This is a genomic window from Sphingomonas natans (assembly GCF_030546695.1).
GTDB classification, from domain to species: Bacteria; Pseudomonadota; Alphaproteobacteria; order Sphingomonadales; family Sphingomonadaceae; genus Sphingomonas_I; species Sphingomonas_I natans.
On sequence record NZ_JAUOTP010000001.1, the window covers coordinates 204,237 to 221,082 of the forward strand.

Genomic DNA, 16,846 nt, shown 5'->3' on the forward strand with positions numbered 1-16,846 from the left:
TCCATTCGGTCTTGCAGTCGGGATCAGGCGGCGAGCGCGGCCTTCAGATCGTCGACGAGATCGGTCTTCTCCCAGGGGAAGAAATCGCCCTCGGGCTGACGGCCGAAATGGCCGTAGGCGGCGGTGCGCTGATAGATCGGCTTGTTGAGTTTCAGATGCTCGCGGATGCCGCGCGGGGTGAGGCCGCCGAGCTTCGCGATGCCCTGGATTGCGGTCTCGATCGCGTCGTCGCCGACGGTGCCGGTGCCGTGCGTGTCGACATAGAGCGAGAGCGGCTTCGAGACGCCGATCGCATAGGCCAGCTGGATCGTGCAGCGCTGGGCGAGGCCGGCGGCGACGATGTTCTTGGCGAGATAGCGCGTGATGTACGCGGCCGAGCGATCGACCTTGGTCGGATCCTTGCCCGAGAAGGCACCGCCGCCGTGCGGGGAGGCGCCGCCATAGGTATCGACGATGATCTTGCGGCCGGTGAGGCCGGCGTCGCCATCGGGGCCACCGATCTCGAAGCTGCCCGTCGGGTTGATATGATATTCGGTCGCGTCCGACAGCAAAGCGGACGGGATCACCGAAGCGACGACCGACTTCACATAAGCGTGAAGCTCGGCTTCCTGATCGCCCTGGTCATAGCCTTTGGCATGCTGCGTCGAGACGACGATCGCCGTGGCGGCGACGGGGGTGCTGCCCTCGTAGCGCAACGTCACCTGGCTCTTGGCGTCGGGCTCGAGGAACGGCGCCTTGCCCGAGTGGCGGTCGGCGGCCATCGTCTCGAGGATCTTGTGGCTGTAGTAGAGCGTCGCCGGCATCAGATCGGGCGTGTCGTTGGCGGCATAGCCGAACATGATGCCCTGATCGCCCGCGCCCTCGTCCTTGTTGCCCGAGGCATCGACGCCCTGCGCGATATGCGCGGACTGGCCATGGAGATTGTTCTCGAAGCGGAAGGTCTCCCAGTGGAAGCCCTCTTGCTCGTAACCGATGCGCTTGACCGTCGCGCGGACGGCGGCCTCGATCTCTTCCTGCGCGCCGGGGGCCCACTGGCCATCCTCATAGACGCCCTTGCAGCGGATCTCGCCGGCGAGGACGACGAGCTGGGTCGTCGTCAGCGTCTCGCAGGCGATGCGCGCATAGGGATCCTTGGAGAGGAACAGATCGACGATCGCATCGGAAATCTGGTCGGCGACCTTGTCCGGATGGCCCTCGGACACGCTCTCGGAGGTGAAGAGATAGTCGCTGCGCATGATCGATCGGTTCCTTCGTTCGGATTCGCGCCGCCCTCGGCGGTCACACTTAAAGACATCTTTATGTCTCGCCTTTAGCGACGGCGGCGGGCGCTTGCAAACCCCAACACAGCGAGAAAGAGGCCCGTCGCGAGCGCCAGCCCGTTGCCGATCCGCGCGAAGGGCGTGGGTGGGAGCACGGGCGGCAGGCGCGCATCGATCGCGCCGGCCGTGTGCCAGGGGAGCGACGACAGCAGCCGCCCATGCGCGTCCACCACGGCGGAGATGCCGGTCGGGGTCGAACGGATCACGGGCATCCCTTCCTCGGCCGCGCGCAGCCGCGCCTGCGCGAGATGCTGGGGCGGGCCCCAGCGGCCGAACCAGGCATCGTTGGACGGATTGAACAGAAAGCGCGGGCGATGCGCGGCATCGACGACATGGCCCGAGAAGATGATCTCGTAGCAGATCTGCGCGCCGACGAGGCCGATGCCGGGCATCAGGATGCCGCGCGCGCCGGGCCCGGCTTCGAAATCCATGTCGCCGGGCGCGAGGCGGGAGAGGCCGATCCTAGACAGGATCGGGCGCATCGGCAGATATTCGCCGTAAGGGACGAGATGCGCCTTGTCGTAGCGGCCGATCAGCTGCGCTCTTGGTGTCAGGCCGAACAGGCTGTTGGTCGCGGTGACCGCGTTGCCGGCTTTGTCGTAATTGAAGTGAATCGCGCCGGTCATCAGCAGATCGCGCGGGCCGAGCAATTCGGCGATCGTCTCGCGCGCGAGCGGATTTTCATCGAGATACCAGGGGACGGCGACTTCGGGCCACAGGATCAGGCGCGGTTCGGCGCCGGGCTTGCCGGTCAGGCGGACGAGGCGGTCATAATTGCGGACCTCGGCGCCTTCTTCCCATTTCTCATTCTGGTTGATGTTGGGCTGGATCACGCGGATCGCGATGCCGGCAGACCCGGCGCCGTCGGGAAGTGCGGTGCGGATCACGGCGGCGACGAGGCCGAGCAGGAGCGGCGCTGCGGCGATCGCGATCGGGCGGGGCCCGGCGCGGATGACGACGAGCCAGACGAACCCGGCGAGCAGCACGAACAGGCCGGACAGCGCATAGGTGCCGATCAGGGGGGCAAGCGCGAAGGCGCCGGGCACCTCCATCCAGACGACGCCGAGCGGGTTCCAGGCGAAGCCGGTGAAAGCGGTCGCGCGCAGCCATTCGCCCGCGATCCAGCCGGCGGCGGCGAAGAGGACGAGCGGGGCGGGGCCTTTCGCCATGCGGCTCAGCGCCCAGCCGCAGGCGAGCCCGAGCGCGGGATAGAGCGCGAGGTATAGCGACAGCAAAACGACCGCGACCCAGCCGAGCCACGCTGGCATCGCCGCCTGGAAGGTGAAGGCGGTCGCGATCCAGTTGAGCCCGACCGCGAAATGGCCGAGCGCGAACCACCAGCCGAGCCCGAACGCCTGACGGAAGCCGCGCGCGCGGGCGAGCAAGGCGATCAGCGCAGCGAGCCAGCAGAGCGTGAGCGGCCAGAGCGAATAAGGCTCGAAGCCGAAGGCCGAGGCGGCGCCGAGCAGAAGGGCGAGGGGGAAGGCGCTCGACGCGCGAAGGGGAGGCATGAAGCGGGCTCTAGAGCAGCTTCGTGACGGATGCAGCGATGTTGTTGCGGCGGGCGCGGGGCAGGCTGCGATCGGGGTGGCGTCGCGCGCGGACGTTCACGAAATTCAAGCCACATCCTCTGCTCTCGGCCTTCCGGCATTTCCCCGCCACCATTTGCTGGCGCAAATGGTCCCCTCCCCATCAAACCATGGAAAGGATGATCGGCAACAGTCTGCATCCGGTCGTTGAGCTGCGGAATGCAGCCGCCGATAGCGGACGGTCCGCTATCGCCCCAATTGCGGACATTCGAATAGTGGCTAAGCTACGCCGCATGAAGGCTCCCGCATGGTTCTGGATCGGCATGGTCTTCTGGCTCGGGCTGGGTTTACCGGCTTTCTTACTTGGAGCCATGTGGGCCGGAGGCTTCGACCCAATCGCTGACCCCCCTCCGTATTTTCAAGCGCCATACGAGGACTATTCGCTCGCTGCTAACCTGATCTGGCTGGTGGCTGTGTCCGTCATCTACCTGCCGTTGATACTTTTGGTAGCCTTGGCAGTCTCGAAGTGGCGTAGCCGGCGCAAACGCGCCTCTAGGAATGACCGCTTTCCACCACAAGCGGTCGTTCACCAACTCGGATCAGACCGAGGCGACAGATGCGCGCATGACGACGCGAGGCCCCGCTTCCCTTCCCCGCACGCCTCGCTATCCAGCAGACATGACGCTCCAGCCTTTCCACCTCGCTTTCCCCGTCCACGATCTCGCCGCCGCGCGCGGCTTCTACGTCGGGTTGCTGGGGTGCAAGGAGGGGCGGAGTTCGGATCAGTGGATCGATTTCGATCTGCGCGGGCACCAGATCGTCGCGCATCTCGATCCGGACATGCGGCCGCCTGCGACCAGCAACCCGGTGGACGGGCATGAGGTGCCCGTGCCGCATTTCGGGATCGTGCTGGAGTGGGACGACTGGCAGGCGCTTGCCGAGCGGCTGACCGCGGCGGGCGTCCGGTTCGGGATCGCGCCTTATGTGCGCTTTGCGGGGCAGGTGGGCGAACAGGCTACGATGTTCTTCCGCGATCCTTCGGGCAATGCGCTCGAGTTCAAGGCGTTTCGCGACATCGGACAGTTGTTCGCGACCGACTGAGCGGTCCATCGCAACAAAGGCTCGTTACACCTCTGGCCTCTTTGTCGCAGTTTCGCTAACTCGGGGACAACGGGGCGGGGGCGACTTGTGGGGACAGAGAGAATCCGGACGGGACGGATCGCGCTGATCGCGCTTGCGATCGCGGCTGTGCTCGTGTCCGTCATCCTCTCCTTCGGCGGCGTCAAAGGCGATCGCGCCGAGGCGGCGACACACGTCGTGGCCGACCAGCATCTCGGCGTCGCCTCCTGCGCGGGCACGACCTGCCACGGCCGGCAGGAAGGCGACGGCGCCGTCGTCCGCCAGGACGAGATCCTTCGCTGGCAGGACGAATCGAGCCAGGCGGGCGCGCATTCGCGGGCGTGGCGCGTGCTCGGCGAGCCGCGCGGACTCGCAATCGGCGCCAAGCTCGGCATCGGCAATCCGCAGAATGCCGCCGAGTGCCTCGGCTGCCATGCCGATCCCGCGCCGAATCACGGCGCCCGCTGGACCGTGTCGGACGGCGTCGGCTGCGAGGCGTGTCACGGGCCGGCGAGCGGGAACTGGCTCACCAGCCATTATGCGGTTGGCGCGACGCATGCGAAGAACGCGTCGGGCGGGCTGTTCCCGATCGACCAGCCTTCGGCACGCGCGGATCGCTGCCTCGATTGCCATTTCGGCAGCGGGCGCGACGGCCAGTTCGTCGATCACCGGATCATGGCCGCGGGCCACCCGCGAATCGCGTTCGAGCTCGATCTGTTCACGACGCTGGAGCAGCATTGGAACGAGGACGCGGACTATACGAAGCGCAAGGGCATGCCTTCGACGATCAAGACCTGGGCCGTCGGCCAGGCGGCGGCGGTGCAGCGCGCGCTGAGCGTCTATTCCGGGCCACGCGGCACCGCGGGCGTGGCGGCCGAGCCCTATTTCTTCGATTGCCACAGCTGCCACCGGCGGATCTCGGACGATGCCGATTTCCGGCCGACGGCGATCGCCAATCCGGAACGGCCGATGCCGGTGGGCGCACCGCCTTTCCAGGACGAGAATATGATCATGCTGTCGGCAGCGGCGCGCGTCGTCGCGCCCGCCGAGGGGCAGCGCTTCGATGCGGCGGCGCGCGGCTTTCACGCCTCGCTCGCGCAGGGGCGTCCGCAGGCGCTGGCGGCGGCTGGGCGGCTGAAGGCGGCGGCGGCATCGCTGGAGAGCGCGATGGCGGCGCGCAGCTTCTCGACGAGCGAGACGCTGGCGATCGTGGCCGCGGTCGCGGGCGAGGGCGGGCGGCGCTACACCGATTATGAGGCGAGCGCGCAGGCGGTGATGAGCCTCGATACGCTGCTCAACGCGCTCGTGAAGCAAGGCGCGGTCAGCCAGGGCCAGGCGCGCTCGGTGCGCGGGCCGATCGACGCCGCTTACCGTGCGGTGCGCGATCCCAATGCGTACAAGCCGCTCGAATTCCGCGCCGCGATCCAGCGCGCGGCTTCGGCGGTCGGAGCGCTGCGTTGAGCCTTGGCCGTCGTCTGATCGGCGCGGTGGTGGGCTGCGCATTCCTGCTGTCGTCGTGCGGCGGGGGCGGGGGGAGCAGCACGACCGCGACCAGCACCGATACGAGCACCGGAACCTCAACGCCGACGGGCAACAATTTCACGGCCCCCGCGCAGGAAGCGCTGACGACCGCGGATGTCGGCAGGATCTTGTCGCAGGCCGCGACCGAGGCGACCGCGCGGGGGATGCCCTCGGTGATCGCGGTCTCGGATCGGGTCGGCAATATCCTCGCGGTCTACAACATGACCGGGGCGAGGCCGACCGCGACGATACCCTTGCCGGCGACGGGCACCGGACTCGACGTGCAGGGCGCGACGATCCCCGCAGGCGGCGGCGCGATCGCCAAGGCGGTGACCGCCGCCTATCTGTCGAGTTCGGGCAATGCGTTCACGACGCGCACCGCCAGCCAGATCGTCCAGCAGCATTTCCCGCCCGCGCCGACGACGGTGGGGCTCGAGAGCGGGCCTCTGTTCGGCGTGCAATTCAGTCAATTGCCCTGCTCGGACCTGTCGAGCCGCTATATCGCGACGGGCGGATCGGCGGCGCTGATCGGGCCGAAGCGCTCGCCTCTGGGCCTGTCGGCCGATCCGGGCGGCATTCCGCTCTACAAGAATGGCGTGCTCGTCGGCGGGATCGGCGTGATGGGCGACGGGGTCTACGGGCTCGATGCCAACACGCTCGATGTCGATGTCGACAATGAGGAATATATCGCGCTGGCGGGCACGAGCGGCTTCCAGGCACCCGAGGGGATCACCGCCGACAAGATCACCGTCGACGGCACGACATTGCGCTTCATCGATGCGGTGGCGAGCGGCCTCAAGAGCAATCCCGCGCAGGCGCCTGCCTTCGCCAGCCTGACCTCCGGCCAGCTCGTCTCGGTGCGCGGCTATTTCGCCGAGACGGGGACGCCGGCTTTGGTTGCGGGACAGGCTTATGGGACCGAGGCGTCGGGCATCCGCGCCTCGACCGCGGCCGAATTCTCGAACCGCGACGCGTTCGTGCTGAGCGACGGCGCGGGCAATGATCGCTTCCCCGTGATCGGCGCGACCGACGCGGGCGATGTCGCGCAGCCGCTGACGCAGACCGAGGTGCGCACGATCCTCGAGGAAGCCTTCACGATCATGACGCGCGCGCGGGGGCAGATCCGCCGCCCGCTCGACAGCCGCGCGCAGGTCTCGATCACGGTTGTCGATACGCGCGGCAATTCGCTGGGGCTGGTGCGCTCTCCCGATGCGCCGATCTTCGGCACCGACGTGGCGCTGCAGAAGGCGCGGACCGCGGCCTTCTTCTCGAGTGCGAAGGCGGGGACCGATCTCGCCGCCGATCCGTCGGCCGACGTGCGCGGACTGGCCGCGGCGGAACGCGCGTTTCTCGGCGACCAATCCTCGCAGCTCGGCAAGTTCGCCTATACCGATCGCGCGCACGGGCTGGTCTCGCGGCCTTATTTTCCAGACGGCGAAGTGGGGCGTCCGAACGGCCCCTTCTCGCGCCCGATCGCACAGTGGAGCCCGTTCTCGACCGGGCTGCAGACCGCGTTGATCCTGAACAATCTCGTCGCGCATCTCGGTTACGTGCAGGGCGCAGCGACGGATACGCCGCAGCGCTGCACGAACCTGCCCGTGACGCCCTCGGGCAAATCGCGCCTTGCCAACGGCATCCAGATCTTCCCGGGTTCGGTGCCGATCTATCGCGGCAGCACGCTGATCGGCGGGATCGGCGTGTCGGGCGACGGCATCGACCAGGACGACATGATCTCGTTCCTCGGCCTCAACAATGCCGGCGCCAAGCTGAACACCGGCGTCGGCAATGCGCCGGCGGCGATCCGCTCCGATCAGGTCGTCGTCGCGCTCGGCGATAAATCGGTGCGGCTGCGCTATGTCGGCTGTCCGTTCGCGCCCTTCCTCGATTCAAGCGATCAAGATGCCTGCGGCGGCAAATAGAGCGCTGCTCTTCTGGCTGCTGGCGGGCGTGGCGACGCCCGTCTTCGCGCAGGCCGCGCCGCCAGTCGACCGGGCGACGCAGGACGTGGTCGATACCGCCGCGCGCCTGCCCAAGGGTTCGGACGTTCCCAATCCGCACCCGCAAGCGCAGCTGACGCCCGCGCCGCCGCTGCCGGTGACCGACCACAAGGCGCTGGAGCCGCAGGCGGTCGCGCCCGGGGTCGATCCGATGCTGGAGGGGCGGCGGCGCCCCGGCGTGGCGCGGCCCGATCTGCCCGACACGATTGTGCAGGACAATCCGGGCGCGGTGCGCCCGCCGCCGCCCGACAATTTCCCGACCGACGAGCTACCGATCCCCGATCGCTGGCGGCTGATCACGGCCTTGTGCGCGGACAAGAATTACGTCGCGGTGCAGGTCGTGTGCGGGCCCAAGACCGATCCCTATCACCAGAATCTGCTGAAGGGCGATCGGCCGCTCGATCCGCACAAATTCCCGCTGCCGATCCACGGCGAGGACTGGTTCCTGACGCTGAGCGGTACATCCGACACGATCGTCGAGCCGCGCTCCTTCCCGACGCCGGTGAGCGTGCAGACGACGGCGCGGCCGGACAGCCCCGACGTGTTCGGCAAGGGATCGAGCCTCGTCCTCGCGCAGACCTTCATCGCCAGCGTCGGGCTGGTGAAGGGCTCGACGGCGTTCATGCCGCCGCACATCGAATATCGCGTCACGCTCGCCTACAACGTCAATTATGTCGACGTGAACGAGCGGCGCGTGCTCGACGTACGGCCGTCATCGCCGACGCACCGAACCGATCGCTTCCTCGGCGTGCAGGAAGCCTTTTTCGATTACCATCTGCGCAACGTCTCGGATCGCTACGATTTCGATTCGCTGCGCGTCGGCATCCAGGAGTTCCAGGCGGATTTCCGAGGCTTCCTGTTCAACGACAGCGCGCTGGCGATCCGGCTGTTCGGCAATCGCGACAATAACCGCTTCCAGTATAATCTCGCCGTGTTCCGCCGGCTGGAGAAGGACACGAACAGCGGGCTCAACGATCTCGGCCAGACGCCGCGCGACGATTATGTGTTCTTGGCCAATCTCTATCGGCAGGATCTGCCGGTGCCCGGTTTCACGAGCCAGCTGATCGGCGTCTACAATCGCAATCGCGAGGGCAACGGCGTCGAGATCGACCATAATGGCTTTCCGGTGCGCCCGGCTCTGCTCGGCGATCTGCGCGGCCACGATTATGACGCTTATTATCTCGGCTATAATGGCGACGGGCATTTCGACCGGATCAACCTGACCGTGTCGGCTTACGGCGTGTTCGGGCGCGACAGCCACAATTTCCTGACCGGCGAGCGCAGCCGGATCCGCGCCTTCTTCGCCGCGGCCGAACCCTCGATCGATTTCTCGTGGGTGCGCGTGCGCGGCGCGGCGATGTTCGCGAGCGGCGACAGCGATCCCTACGACAAGACCGAGAATGGCTATGACGCCATCCTCGAGAACCCGATCTTCGCGGGCGCAGATACGAGCTACTGGATCCGGCAGACGATCCCGTTTGCGGGCGGCGGGCGCGTGATCGGGGTCAACGGGCGCAATGGCATCCTCGCCGATCTGCGCTCGTCCAAGGATCAGGGCCAATCCAACTTCATCAATCCGGGCACGGTGCTGGCCGGCGCGGGCGCGGATTTCGATCTGACGCCGACCTTGCGGCTTTCGACCAACGCCAATCATCTGTGGTTCCAGACTACGAAGGTGCTGCAGGTGCTGCGATCCGAAGGCACGATCCCGAAGGATATCGGCTGGGACCTGTCGGCGGCGGCGATCTGGCGGCCCAAGATGACGCAGAATATCGTCGTGCGCCTGTCGGCGGCGACATTGCAGGCGGGCAAGGGTTTTCGTGACCTGTTCGATCAGCGCAGCGGTTCGAAGGCCTATTATTCCGTGCTCGGCAATGTGATCGTGAGTTTCTGATGCGCGGTCGCCTCTCCTTCTCCGGTCGTCCCGAACGTGGTTCAGGATCCAGGTTCCGCGCTCTCTTCGGGCGGCTTGCTCGCGGCAAGGTCCGGTCATGGATGCTGAAACGCGTTCAGCATGACGGGAAGTGGATCGGCGCGGCGCTGGGCCTCCTCCTGCTCGCCGCTCTGCTGCCCGCGACGCGCTCGCTCGCGTCCGAGAGCGAGAAGCCTGTCGCGCGGGTCTATCCGGCTTATGCCGATGCGCCGCAGGCGCAGACGCCCGAGAAGGTCAAAGCCAAGTCGGAAGGCTGTCTCGATTGCCACACGGCGACCGAGGCGCCGTCGATGCACAAGTCGGAGGCGGTGCTGCTCGGCTGCGCGGATTGCCATGGCGGCGATCCCTATGTGCGGATCGGGGCGGGGCTGAAGGCGGACGATCCCGCCTATGTCGCCGCGCGCGACAAGGCGCATGTGCTGCCGCGCTTCCCGGAGAGCTGGGGCTGGCCCAAGTCCGCCAACCCGAAGCGCAGCTACACGTTGCTCAATCGCGAGGCGCCCGAATATATCCGCTTCGTCAATCCGAGCGACTATCGCGTCGCGCGCCAGGCGTGTGGCGCCTGCCATCTCGAGACGATCGAGGCGGCCGAGCGATCTTTGATGTCGACGGGCACGATGCTGTGGGGCGGGGCCGCCTATAATAACGGCATATTGCCCTACAAGAATTACATCACGGGCGAGGCCTATACGAAGATCGGCGAGCCCGCGAAGCTGCTGTCGCCGGGCGCGCCTCCGGGGACGGTGACGCCGCAGCAGGCCGCGCGCGGGGCGCTGCCGCTGCTCTATCCGCTGCCGACCTGGCAGGTGACGCCGCCGGGCGACATCTTCCGCGTGTTCGAGCGCGGCGGCCGCACGATCGGCAGCGGCTTCGCCGAGATCGGGCTGCCCAATCCTTCGGGCAATATCCAGCGCCTCGACGAGAATGGCCGGCCGGAGCTCAAGCAGTCGAACCGCGGTCCGGGCACCGGCTTGCGCGTGGCGATCCCCGTGCTCAACATCCACAAGACGCGCCTCAACGACCCGTACATGTGGTTCATGGGCACGAACGACCAGCCGGGCGACTATCGCAATTCGGGCTGCGCGGGTTGCCATGTCGTCTATGCGAACGATCGCGATCCCAAGCACAGCCTCGGCTGGGCGGCGTACGGGCGCGACGGGCAGACCGGGACCAAGGACCCGACCATCTCCAGCCTGATGGAGCGCGCGGCGAGCGACCTGCACGGCGCCGAGGCGATGCCCGCCAACCATCCGGCGACGGAGAAGGAGAAGGGCCACCCGATCGAGCACAGCTTCACGCGCGCGATCCCGACCGCGCAGTGCATGAACTGCCACATGCACCAGCCCAACATCTTCCTGAATTCGTACCTCGGCTACACGATGTGGGATTATGAATCCGACGCGCCGCTGATGTGGCCCGAGAAGCAGAAATATCCGACCGCCGCCGAGACGCGCGAAGTGGAGGATCGCAATCCCGAGGCGGCGTCCCCGCGCGGCAAGTGGAGCGACGTGGATTTCCTGCGCCGCGTCTATGACGACGTGAACCCGAAGGCGAAGGACACGCAGTTCGCCGACTATCACGGCCATGGCTGGAATTTCCGCGGCATCTTCAAGCGCGATCGCGAGGGCAATCTGCTCGACAAGGACGGCAAGATCGTCTCGCCCGACGATGCCGAGAAGTTCAGCAAGAAGGGCATGCCCGACTTCGCGCCGGTCGGCGAACAGAAGGGCAAGGCGGTCCATATGATGGACATCCACGCCGAAAAGGGCCTGCAATGCGCCGACTGCCATTTCGCGCAGGACAGCCACGGCAACGGCCTGATCTATGGCGAGGTTGCCAATGCGGTGGAGATCGGCTGCAAGGATTGCCACGGCACCGCCGACGCCTTCCCGACGCTGAAGACGTCCGGGCCCGCGGCCAGGCCGGGCGGCAACGATCTGTCGGTATTGCGCAACGGCGATGGCAAGCGCCGCTTCGAGTGGACGACGGGCGCGGCCGGCGAGCGCGTGCTGATCCAGCGTTCGATCGTCGATCCCAAGCTCGAATGGCGCGTGTCGCTCGTCAAGAATTCGGTGGATCGCGCTCTGCCCGAATTCAATCCCAAGGCGGCGCGCGCGAAGCTGATGGGCAAGGAGGGCGTCGAGACCGGGCGCTTCACCTTCGGCCCCGGCATCGCGCCCGAGAATCGTGCGCACGATCCGAACAAGATGGCCTGCTTCACCTGCCATCTGTCGTGGACGACCTCGTGCGGCGGCTGCCACCTGCCGATCGAGGCGAACTGGAAGACCAAGGAGCATCACTTCAAGGGCGACGAGGAGACGCGCAACTTCGCGACCTACAACCCGCAGGTGGCGCGCGAGGACATGTTCCAGCTCGGCATCCACATGACGACCAAGGGCAACGAGATCGCACCGGTGCGCTCGACCTCGGCGCTGGTCCTGTCCTCGACCAACATCAACCGCGAGCGGATCTACGTGCAGCAGGCGCCGATCTCGTCGATCGGCTTCTCGAGCCAGGCGTTCGCGCCGCACTTCCCGCACACGGTGCGCACGACCGAGACCAAGACCTGCTCGGACTGCCACCTGTCCGCCAAGAACGACAACAACGCGATCATGGCGCAGCTGATGCTGACCGGCACGGGCAGCGTGAACTTCGTCGGCATGCATGCGTGGCTCGGCCTCGAAGGCGGGGTCGAGGCGGTGCGCGTGACCGAGTGGCAGGAGCCGCAGGCGGTGATCGGCTCCTATCTCCAGCGTTATGCCTATCCTGACTGGTTCAAGCTCCATGTCGATCGCAACAAGCGCGAGCTGGTCAACTGGAACCGCGGCCAGACCTTCGACAAGAAGGGATCGGGCGAAACCAACCCGGTCGAGAGCTTCCGCAACATCGTCCAGAAGACGGGCGGGTCGGCGCAGTGCGTCCAGCTGCGCGGCGAATATCTGTTCGTCGCCGAGGGCAAGGGCGGCTTCCGCGCCTATGACGTCGCCTCGGTCGCCAACAAGGGCTATTCGGACAAGATCACGAGCGCGCCTTTCTCGCCGCTCGGCCAGCGCGATCATGTGAAGAGCACGAACGCGACGTGCATGGCGATCCCGACCAACCAGCCGATCAATCCGCTGCGCAACACGCCCGTTATGCGCCAGATGAACCAGGAGCAGGCGTTCGACCCGATCTACCATTATGCGGTGGTGACGGATGCGAGCGAGGGGCTGATCCTCGTCAATATCGACACGCTGGCCGACGGCGAGCCGCGCAACAATTTCCTGAAGCGCGCGGTGACGTGGAATCCCGGCAATGTGCTGGCGGGCGCACGGCACGTGCAGCTGGCCGGGCATATCGCCTACATCACCGCCGACGTGGGCCTGGTGGTCGTCGATCTCGCTGATCCGCTGCGGCCGAAGCTGGCGGCGACGGTGGCGCTGAAGGATGCGCGCGCGAGCGCGATCCAGTTCCGCTATTTGTGGGTGACGACCGCCGAGGGGCTGCGCGTGCTCGACGTGACCAAGCTGACCGCGCCCAGGCTGCTGCCCGCGATCGTGCCGCTTGCCGATGCGCGCCGCATCTATGTCGCGCGGACCTACGCCTATGTCGCGGCGGGGGCGGACGGTCTGGTCATCGTCAACGTGACCAATCCCGAGGCGCCCAAAGTCTATCTGAAGGAGAATTTCGGCGGGCGGATGACGGATGCGTCGGACGTCGTGATCGGCGCGACCAATGCCTCGCTCTTCGCTTATGTCGCGGACGGCCGGAACGGCATGAAGGTGATCCAGCTGACCTCGCCCGCGAGCCAGCCCAATTTCTACGGCTTCTCGCCCGCGCCCAAGCCCGAGCTGATCGCCTGGGCGAAGACGCCCGCGCCGGCGCGCGCGCTCAGCCGCGGGCTCGATCGCGACCGCGCGGTGGACGAGACGGGCGGACAGATCGCGGTATTCGGCCGCGTCGGATCGCGCCCGTTCACGCGCGTGGAAATGGAGCGCTTCTTCCTCAACAAGAGTGGCGCGCCGTGGAAGGTGATGGACGAGGGCGACCTGAAAGACTGGGCGGCGGCGCGCTGACGCGGGACGGGCTTCGCCCCGCGTGAGGACCGCCTTAACCTTATTTCTCGTCGCTCATCGGAATGTCGGCATCTGGCGCGTTGGGGGCATTCCGCTTTCATCGACGAGGCCGCCATGCTCCGACCGCGACACTGTGCTGCCCCGATCCTGCTGCTGCTGTGCACCGCCTGCGGCAGCAGCCACAGCGTCGACGAGCCCAATCCGGCGATCGCGCATCAGGTCAACGAGGCAGCGAGCAATATCAGCAGCGCGGACGGGCGAGCGGAGATGAGCCCGCCGATGACGCCGGCCGAAGCCGGTGCGACGATGCGGACATCGGCGACCACGCGGCCGCCGCAGCAGCCCTGATCGGGGGAAGTGGTGGGTCCGGCGGGATTCGAACCCGCGACCTACAGATTAAAAGTCCGGTGCTCTACCAACTGAGCTACGGACCCACGCGGCGAGTTCCATACGGGGGCGGGCGCGGATCGCAACCCCTGGCGTGTCCGATCGCGATGTCGTCAGTCGCGCGGTCTGGCTGCCATCAGGCAGGCGCGGGCATGCGCGACGGTCAGTGCCGTGCCCGCAAGCGGCCAGTCGCGCGCGACATGGATCAGCGGATCGAGCACGAAGCGCCGCTGGCCGAGCGCGGGATGCGGGACGACGAGGCGGGGGCGAGGCGAGCGCCAGCGGCCGCCGGACCAGAGCAGGATATCGAGATCGAGCACGCGCGTGCCCCATCTCTTGCCGCGCCGCCGGCCGAAGGCGCGCTCGATCCGCTTGAGGCGTGCGAGCAAGGCAGGCGGGTCGAGCTCGGTCTCGATCGTCGCGGCGGCATTGGCGAAGCGGCGACCGCGATCGCCGACCGCCTGCGTCGCGAAGATCGGCGACAGTGCGAGCAGGGTGATATCCTCGCCGAGCGAAGCCGCAGCGGCGCGCACGACGGCCTCGGGCCGACCGAAGCGGCCATGCGGACGATTGGAGCCGAGGGCGATGGCATAGACGTGCATCGCGCGCGCCTAGCCCGAACGGCGCGCGCAGGGTAGCGGCAGGGGATGCCTGCGCCGTCCGACTATCCGCCCGAGCCCCCACGCGATTGCCCGCTCTGCCCGCGCCTCGCCACGTTCCGTGAGGAACAGCGCATCGCGCATCCGGACTGGTTCAATGCCCCCGTGCCGCGCTTCGGCGATCCGGAGGCGTGGCTGGCGATTGTTGGCCTCGCGCCGGGCCTGCAGGGCGCGAACCGGACGGGGCGGCCGTTCACGGGCGATGCGTCCGGGCCTTTGCTCTACGAGACGCTGATCAAATTCGGGCTGGCGAGTGGTTCGTATGACGCGCGACCCGACGACGGGCTGAGACTGCACGGCGCGATGATCGTCAATGCGGTGCGCTGCCTGCCGCCGCACAACAAGCCGACGCCCGAGGAGATGCGGACGTGCCGGCCGTTCCTGGAAAATGATCTCGCCGACCGGCCGAAGCTGAAGGTGGTCGTCGCCCTGGGGCAGATCGCGCACCAGTCGGCGGTGAAGGCGCTCGGCGGGCGGCTGCCCAAGGCGCCGTTCGGGCACGGCAATGTGCATCGGATGCCGTCTGGGGTGATCGTCGTCGATAGCTATCACTGCTCGCGCTACAACCAGAATACGGGCGTGCTGACGGCGGAGATGCTGGAGGCGGTGTTCGAGCGGGCAATTGTCCTAGGTAGCTGAGTTGCGAGCGGCCGCTATATAGAGCCCGCGCAGCTTCGCGGCGATCGGACCCGGCCTGCCGTCGCCGACGGGCCGATCGTCGATCATGACCACCGGCAGTACGAAGGTGGAGGCGCTCGTCACCATCGCCTCGCGCGCGGACTGCGCCTCGGTGAGCGTGAAGGCGCGTTCCTCGATCCGGAGGCCCTCGGCCAGCCCCAGCGCCTCGACCGCCGCCCGCGTGCAGCCGGGCAGGATGGCGCGACTGTTGGGGCGGGTGACGAGCGTGCCGTCGGTCGTGACGATCCAGGCGGTGGACGAAGCGCCTTCTGTGACGAAGCCGTCCTCGATCATCCATGCTTCCTGCGCGCCGCGTGCGGCGGCCTCGCGCTTGGCGAGCACCTGAGCGAGGAGCATGACGCTCTTGATATCCCGTCGTGCCCAGCGGATGTCGGGCAGGCTGACGACCTTGATGCCCGTGTCCGCCGCAGGATTGTCGATCAGCCGCTTGGGCTGGGTGAAGGCGACGAAGGTGGGGCTGTCGGGTTCGGACAGGAAATCTCGCTCCGCGACGCCGCGCGTGATCTGGAGATAGACGGTGCCTTCCTCCATCCCGTTGCGGGCGATGAGCTCGCGTTCCATCGCCTCGATCGCGTCCACGGGCCACGGAAAGGCGATGGCGAGCGCCTCTGCCGAGCGTTGGAAGCGGGCCAGATGCGATGCGGAGTCGACCAGCCGGCCGTCGAGCACGGCGGTTACTTCATAGATGCCGTCGGCGAACAGGAAGCCGCGATCCATCAACGGCACGCGCGCCTCTTCAAACGGCACGAACGCGCCGCCGATCCAGACGATTCGGCTCACAGATCCTGCGCCAATCGCCCGTACAGCTCAGGCCGACGATCGCGGAAGAAGCCGAAGGCGGCGCGGTGGCGTTTGATGCGATCGATGTCGAGCGTCGCGGTAAGCACGCCGGTTTCGTTCGCACCGAATTCGGCGAGCATGTCGCCGCGTTCGTCGCAGATGAAGCTGTGGCCGTAGAAGGTCTGGCCGTCTTCCGTGCCGATCCGGTTCGAGGCGACGACGGGGACGACGTTCGAGACGGCATGGCCGATCATCGCGCGGCGCCACAGGCGCGACGTGTCGAGGCCCGGATCGTGCGGCTCGTTGCCGATCGCGGTGGGATAGAAGAGCACTTCCGCGCCCATCAGCATCATCGCGCGCGCGGTCTCGGGATACCATTGGTCCCAGCAGACGCCGACGCCGACCGTCGTGCCGGCCGCGGGCCACACCTTGAAGCCGGTATTGCCCGGGCGGAAATAGAATTTCTCTTCATAGCCCGGGCCATCGGGAATGTGGCTCTTGCGATAAACGCCCTGCACCGCGCCATCGGGGCCGATCATCGCGAGGCTGTTATAATGGTGCGGGCCGTCCGCCTCGAAGAAGCTGGTCGGGATCGTCACCGACAGTTCGGCGGCGAGTTTCTGCATCGCCTTGACCGCGTCATGCTCGGCGGTCGGCTTGGCGGTGGCGAACAGGCCTTCGTCCTCGACCCGGCAGAAATAGGGGCCCTCGAACAGCTCGGGCGGCAGGATCACCTGCGCGCCCTTGCCCGCCGCTTCGCGCACCAGTTCGGTGACGGTGGCGATGTTCGCGTGGATGTCGCCCGTGAAGGCGAGCTGGAGCGCGGCGACGGTGATCTGGGTCATGCG

General features: G+C 67.1%; 12 protein-coding genes and 1 tRNA gene. 7 read left to right on the forward strand and 6 right to left on the reverse strand.

The window, feature by feature from the left end:
• Positions 1-23 precede the first annotated feature (23 nt).
• Both metK and lnt read right to left on the reverse strand, forming a co-directional pair.
• The gene (metK, locus tag Q4F19_RS00980; RefSeq protein ID WP_303539275.1) at positions 24-1,235 is read right to left on the reverse strand and encodes a methionine adenosyltransferase; all 1,212 of its coding nucleotides are present in this window, start codon (positions 1,233-1,235) and stop codon (positions 24-26) included.
• A 74-nt stretch (positions 1,236-1,309) separates the two neighbouring features.
• Positions 1,310-2,830 carry an apolipoprotein N-acyltransferase gene (gene lnt, locus Q4F19_RS00985; RefSeq protein WP_303539276.1) on the reverse strand — a complete coding sequence of 507 codons (1,521 nt, stop codon included), beginning with the start codon at positions 2,828-2,830 and terminating at the stop codon, positions 1,310-1,312.
• A 696-nt stretch (positions 2,831-3,526) separates the two neighbouring features.
• Between lnt and Q4F19_RS00990 the strand changes: the two genes are divergently transcribed.
• The 6 genes from Q4F19_RS00990 (at position 3,527) to Q4F19_RS01015 (ending at position 13,821) form a co-directional block, all read left to right on the forward strand.
• A complete protein-coding gene (locus Q4F19_RS00990; RefSeq protein WP_303539277.1) occupies positions 3,527-3,949 on the forward strand; it encodes a VOC family protein in 423 nt (140 codons plus the stop codon).
• A gap of 87 nt (positions 3,950-4,036) precedes the next feature.
• Complete coding sequence (locus Q4F19_RS00995) at positions 4,037-5,428, forward strand: multiheme c-type cytochrome (protein ID WP_303539278.1); 1,392 nt, start codon at positions 4,037-4,039, stop codon at positions 5,426-5,428.
• The gene (locus Q4F19_RS01000) at positions 5,425-7,407 is read left to right on the forward strand and encodes a heme-binding protein (protein WP_303539279.1); all 1,983 of its coding nucleotides are present in this window, start codon (positions 5,425-5,427) and stop codon (positions 7,405-7,407) included. The genes Q4F19_RS00995 and Q4F19_RS01000 overlap by 4 nt, the downstream gene beginning before the upstream one ends.
• Positions 7,388-9,379 (forward strand): hypothetical protein, encoded by a 1,992-nt coding sequence (locus Q4F19_RS01005; RefSeq protein ID WP_431312349.1) that lies wholly within the window; start codon positions 7,388-7,390, stop codon positions 9,377-9,379. The genes Q4F19_RS01000 and Q4F19_RS01005 overlap by 20 nt, the downstream gene beginning before the upstream one ends.
• 101 nt (positions 9,380-9,480) lie before the next feature.
• Positions 9,481-13,473, forward strand: coding sequence for a multiheme c-type cytochrome (locus tag Q4F19_RS01010; RefSeq protein ID WP_303539280.1), 3,993 nt, complete (start codon positions 9,481-9,483; stop codon positions 13,471-13,473).
• 114 nt (positions 13,474-13,587) lie between these two features.
• Entirely contained in the window at positions 13,588-13,821 is a 234-nt protein-coding gene (locus Q4F19_RS01015) for a hypothetical protein (RefSeq protein WP_303539281.1), read from the forward strand.
• A gap of 10 nt (positions 13,822-13,831) precedes the next feature.
• Here Q4F19_RS01015 and Q4F19_RS01020 read toward each other — a convergent pair.
• Positions 13,832-13,907: transfer RNA gene (locus tag Q4F19_RS01020), tRNA-Lys, on the reverse strand.
• Positions 13,908-13,973: 66 nt separating this feature from the next.
• The gene (folK, locus tag Q4F19_RS01025) at positions 13,974-14,462 is read right to left on the reverse strand and encodes a 2-amino-4-hydroxy-6-hydroxymethyldihydropteridine diphosphokinase (protein WP_303539282.1); all 489 of its coding nucleotides are present in this window, start codon (positions 14,460-14,462) and stop codon (positions 13,974-13,976) included.
• A gap of 45 nt (positions 14,463-14,507) precedes the next feature.
• On the opposite strand from folK, the gene Q4F19_RS01030 reads away from it, so the two are divergent.
• Positions 14,508-15,158, forward strand: a complete 651-nt coding sequence (locus Q4F19_RS01030) for a uracil-DNA glycosylase (RefSeq protein ID WP_303539283.1) — start codon at positions 14,508-14,510, stop codon at positions 15,156-15,158.
• Here Q4F19_RS01030 and Q4F19_RS01035 read toward each other — a convergent pair.
• A complete protein-coding gene (locus Q4F19_RS01035) occupies positions 15,147-15,935 on the reverse strand; it encodes a D-amino-acid transaminase (RefSeq protein WP_303539919.1) in 789 nt (262 codons plus the stop codon). The genes Q4F19_RS01030 and Q4F19_RS01035 overlap by 12 nt on opposite strands.
• Positions 15,936-15,994: 59 nt before the next feature.
• Positions 15,995-16,843, reverse strand: coding sequence for an N-carbamoylputrescine amidase (aguB, locus tag Q4F19_RS01040; RefSeq protein ID WP_303539284.1), 849 nt, complete (start codon positions 16,841-16,843; stop codon positions 15,995-15,997).
• Positions 16,844-16,846: the final 3 nt, after the last annotated feature.

Bases quoted from the DNA above. Each gene is read 5' to 3' on its own strand.
- Q4F19_RS01035 (WP_303539919.1), bottom strand. From the start codon at position 15,935: ATGGATCGCGGCTTCCTGTTCGCCGACGGCATCTATGAAGTAACCGCC.
- Q4F19_RS01005 (WP_431312349.1), top strand. From the start codon at position 7,388: ATGCCTGCGGCGGCAAATAGAGCGCTGCTCTTCTGGCTGCTGGCGGGC.
- aguB (WP_303539284.1), bottom strand. From the start codon at position 16,843: ATGACCCAGATCACCGTCGCCGCGCTCCAGCTCGCCTTCACGGGCGAC.
- folK (WP_303539282.1), bottom strand. From the start codon at position 14,462: ATGCACGTCTATGCCATCGCCCTCGGCTCCAATCGTCCGCATGGCCGC.
- metK (WP_303539275.1), bottom strand. From the start codon at position 1,235: ATGCGCAGCGACTATCTCTTCACCTCCGAGAGCGTGTCCGAGGGCCAT.
- lnt (WP_303539276.1), bottom strand. From the start codon at position 2,830: ATGCCTCCCCTTCGCGCGTCGAGCGCCTTCCCCCTCGCCCTTCTGCTC.
- Q4F19_RS00990 (WP_303539277.1), top strand. From the start codon at position 3,527: ATGACGCTCCAGCCTTTCCACCTCGCTTTCCCCGTCCACGATCTCGCC.
- Q4F19_RS01010 (WP_303539280.1), top strand. From the start codon at position 9,481: ATGCTGAAACGCGTTCAGCATGACGGGAAGTGGATCGGCGCGGCGCTG.
- Q4F19_RS01030 (WP_303539283.1), top strand. From the start codon at position 14,508: ATGCCTGCGCCGTCCGACTATCCGCCCGAGCCCCCACGCGATTGCCCG.
- Q4F19_RS01015 (WP_303539281.1), top strand. From the start codon at position 13,588: ATGCTCCGACCGCGACACTGTGCTGCCCCGATCCTGCTGCTGCTGTGC.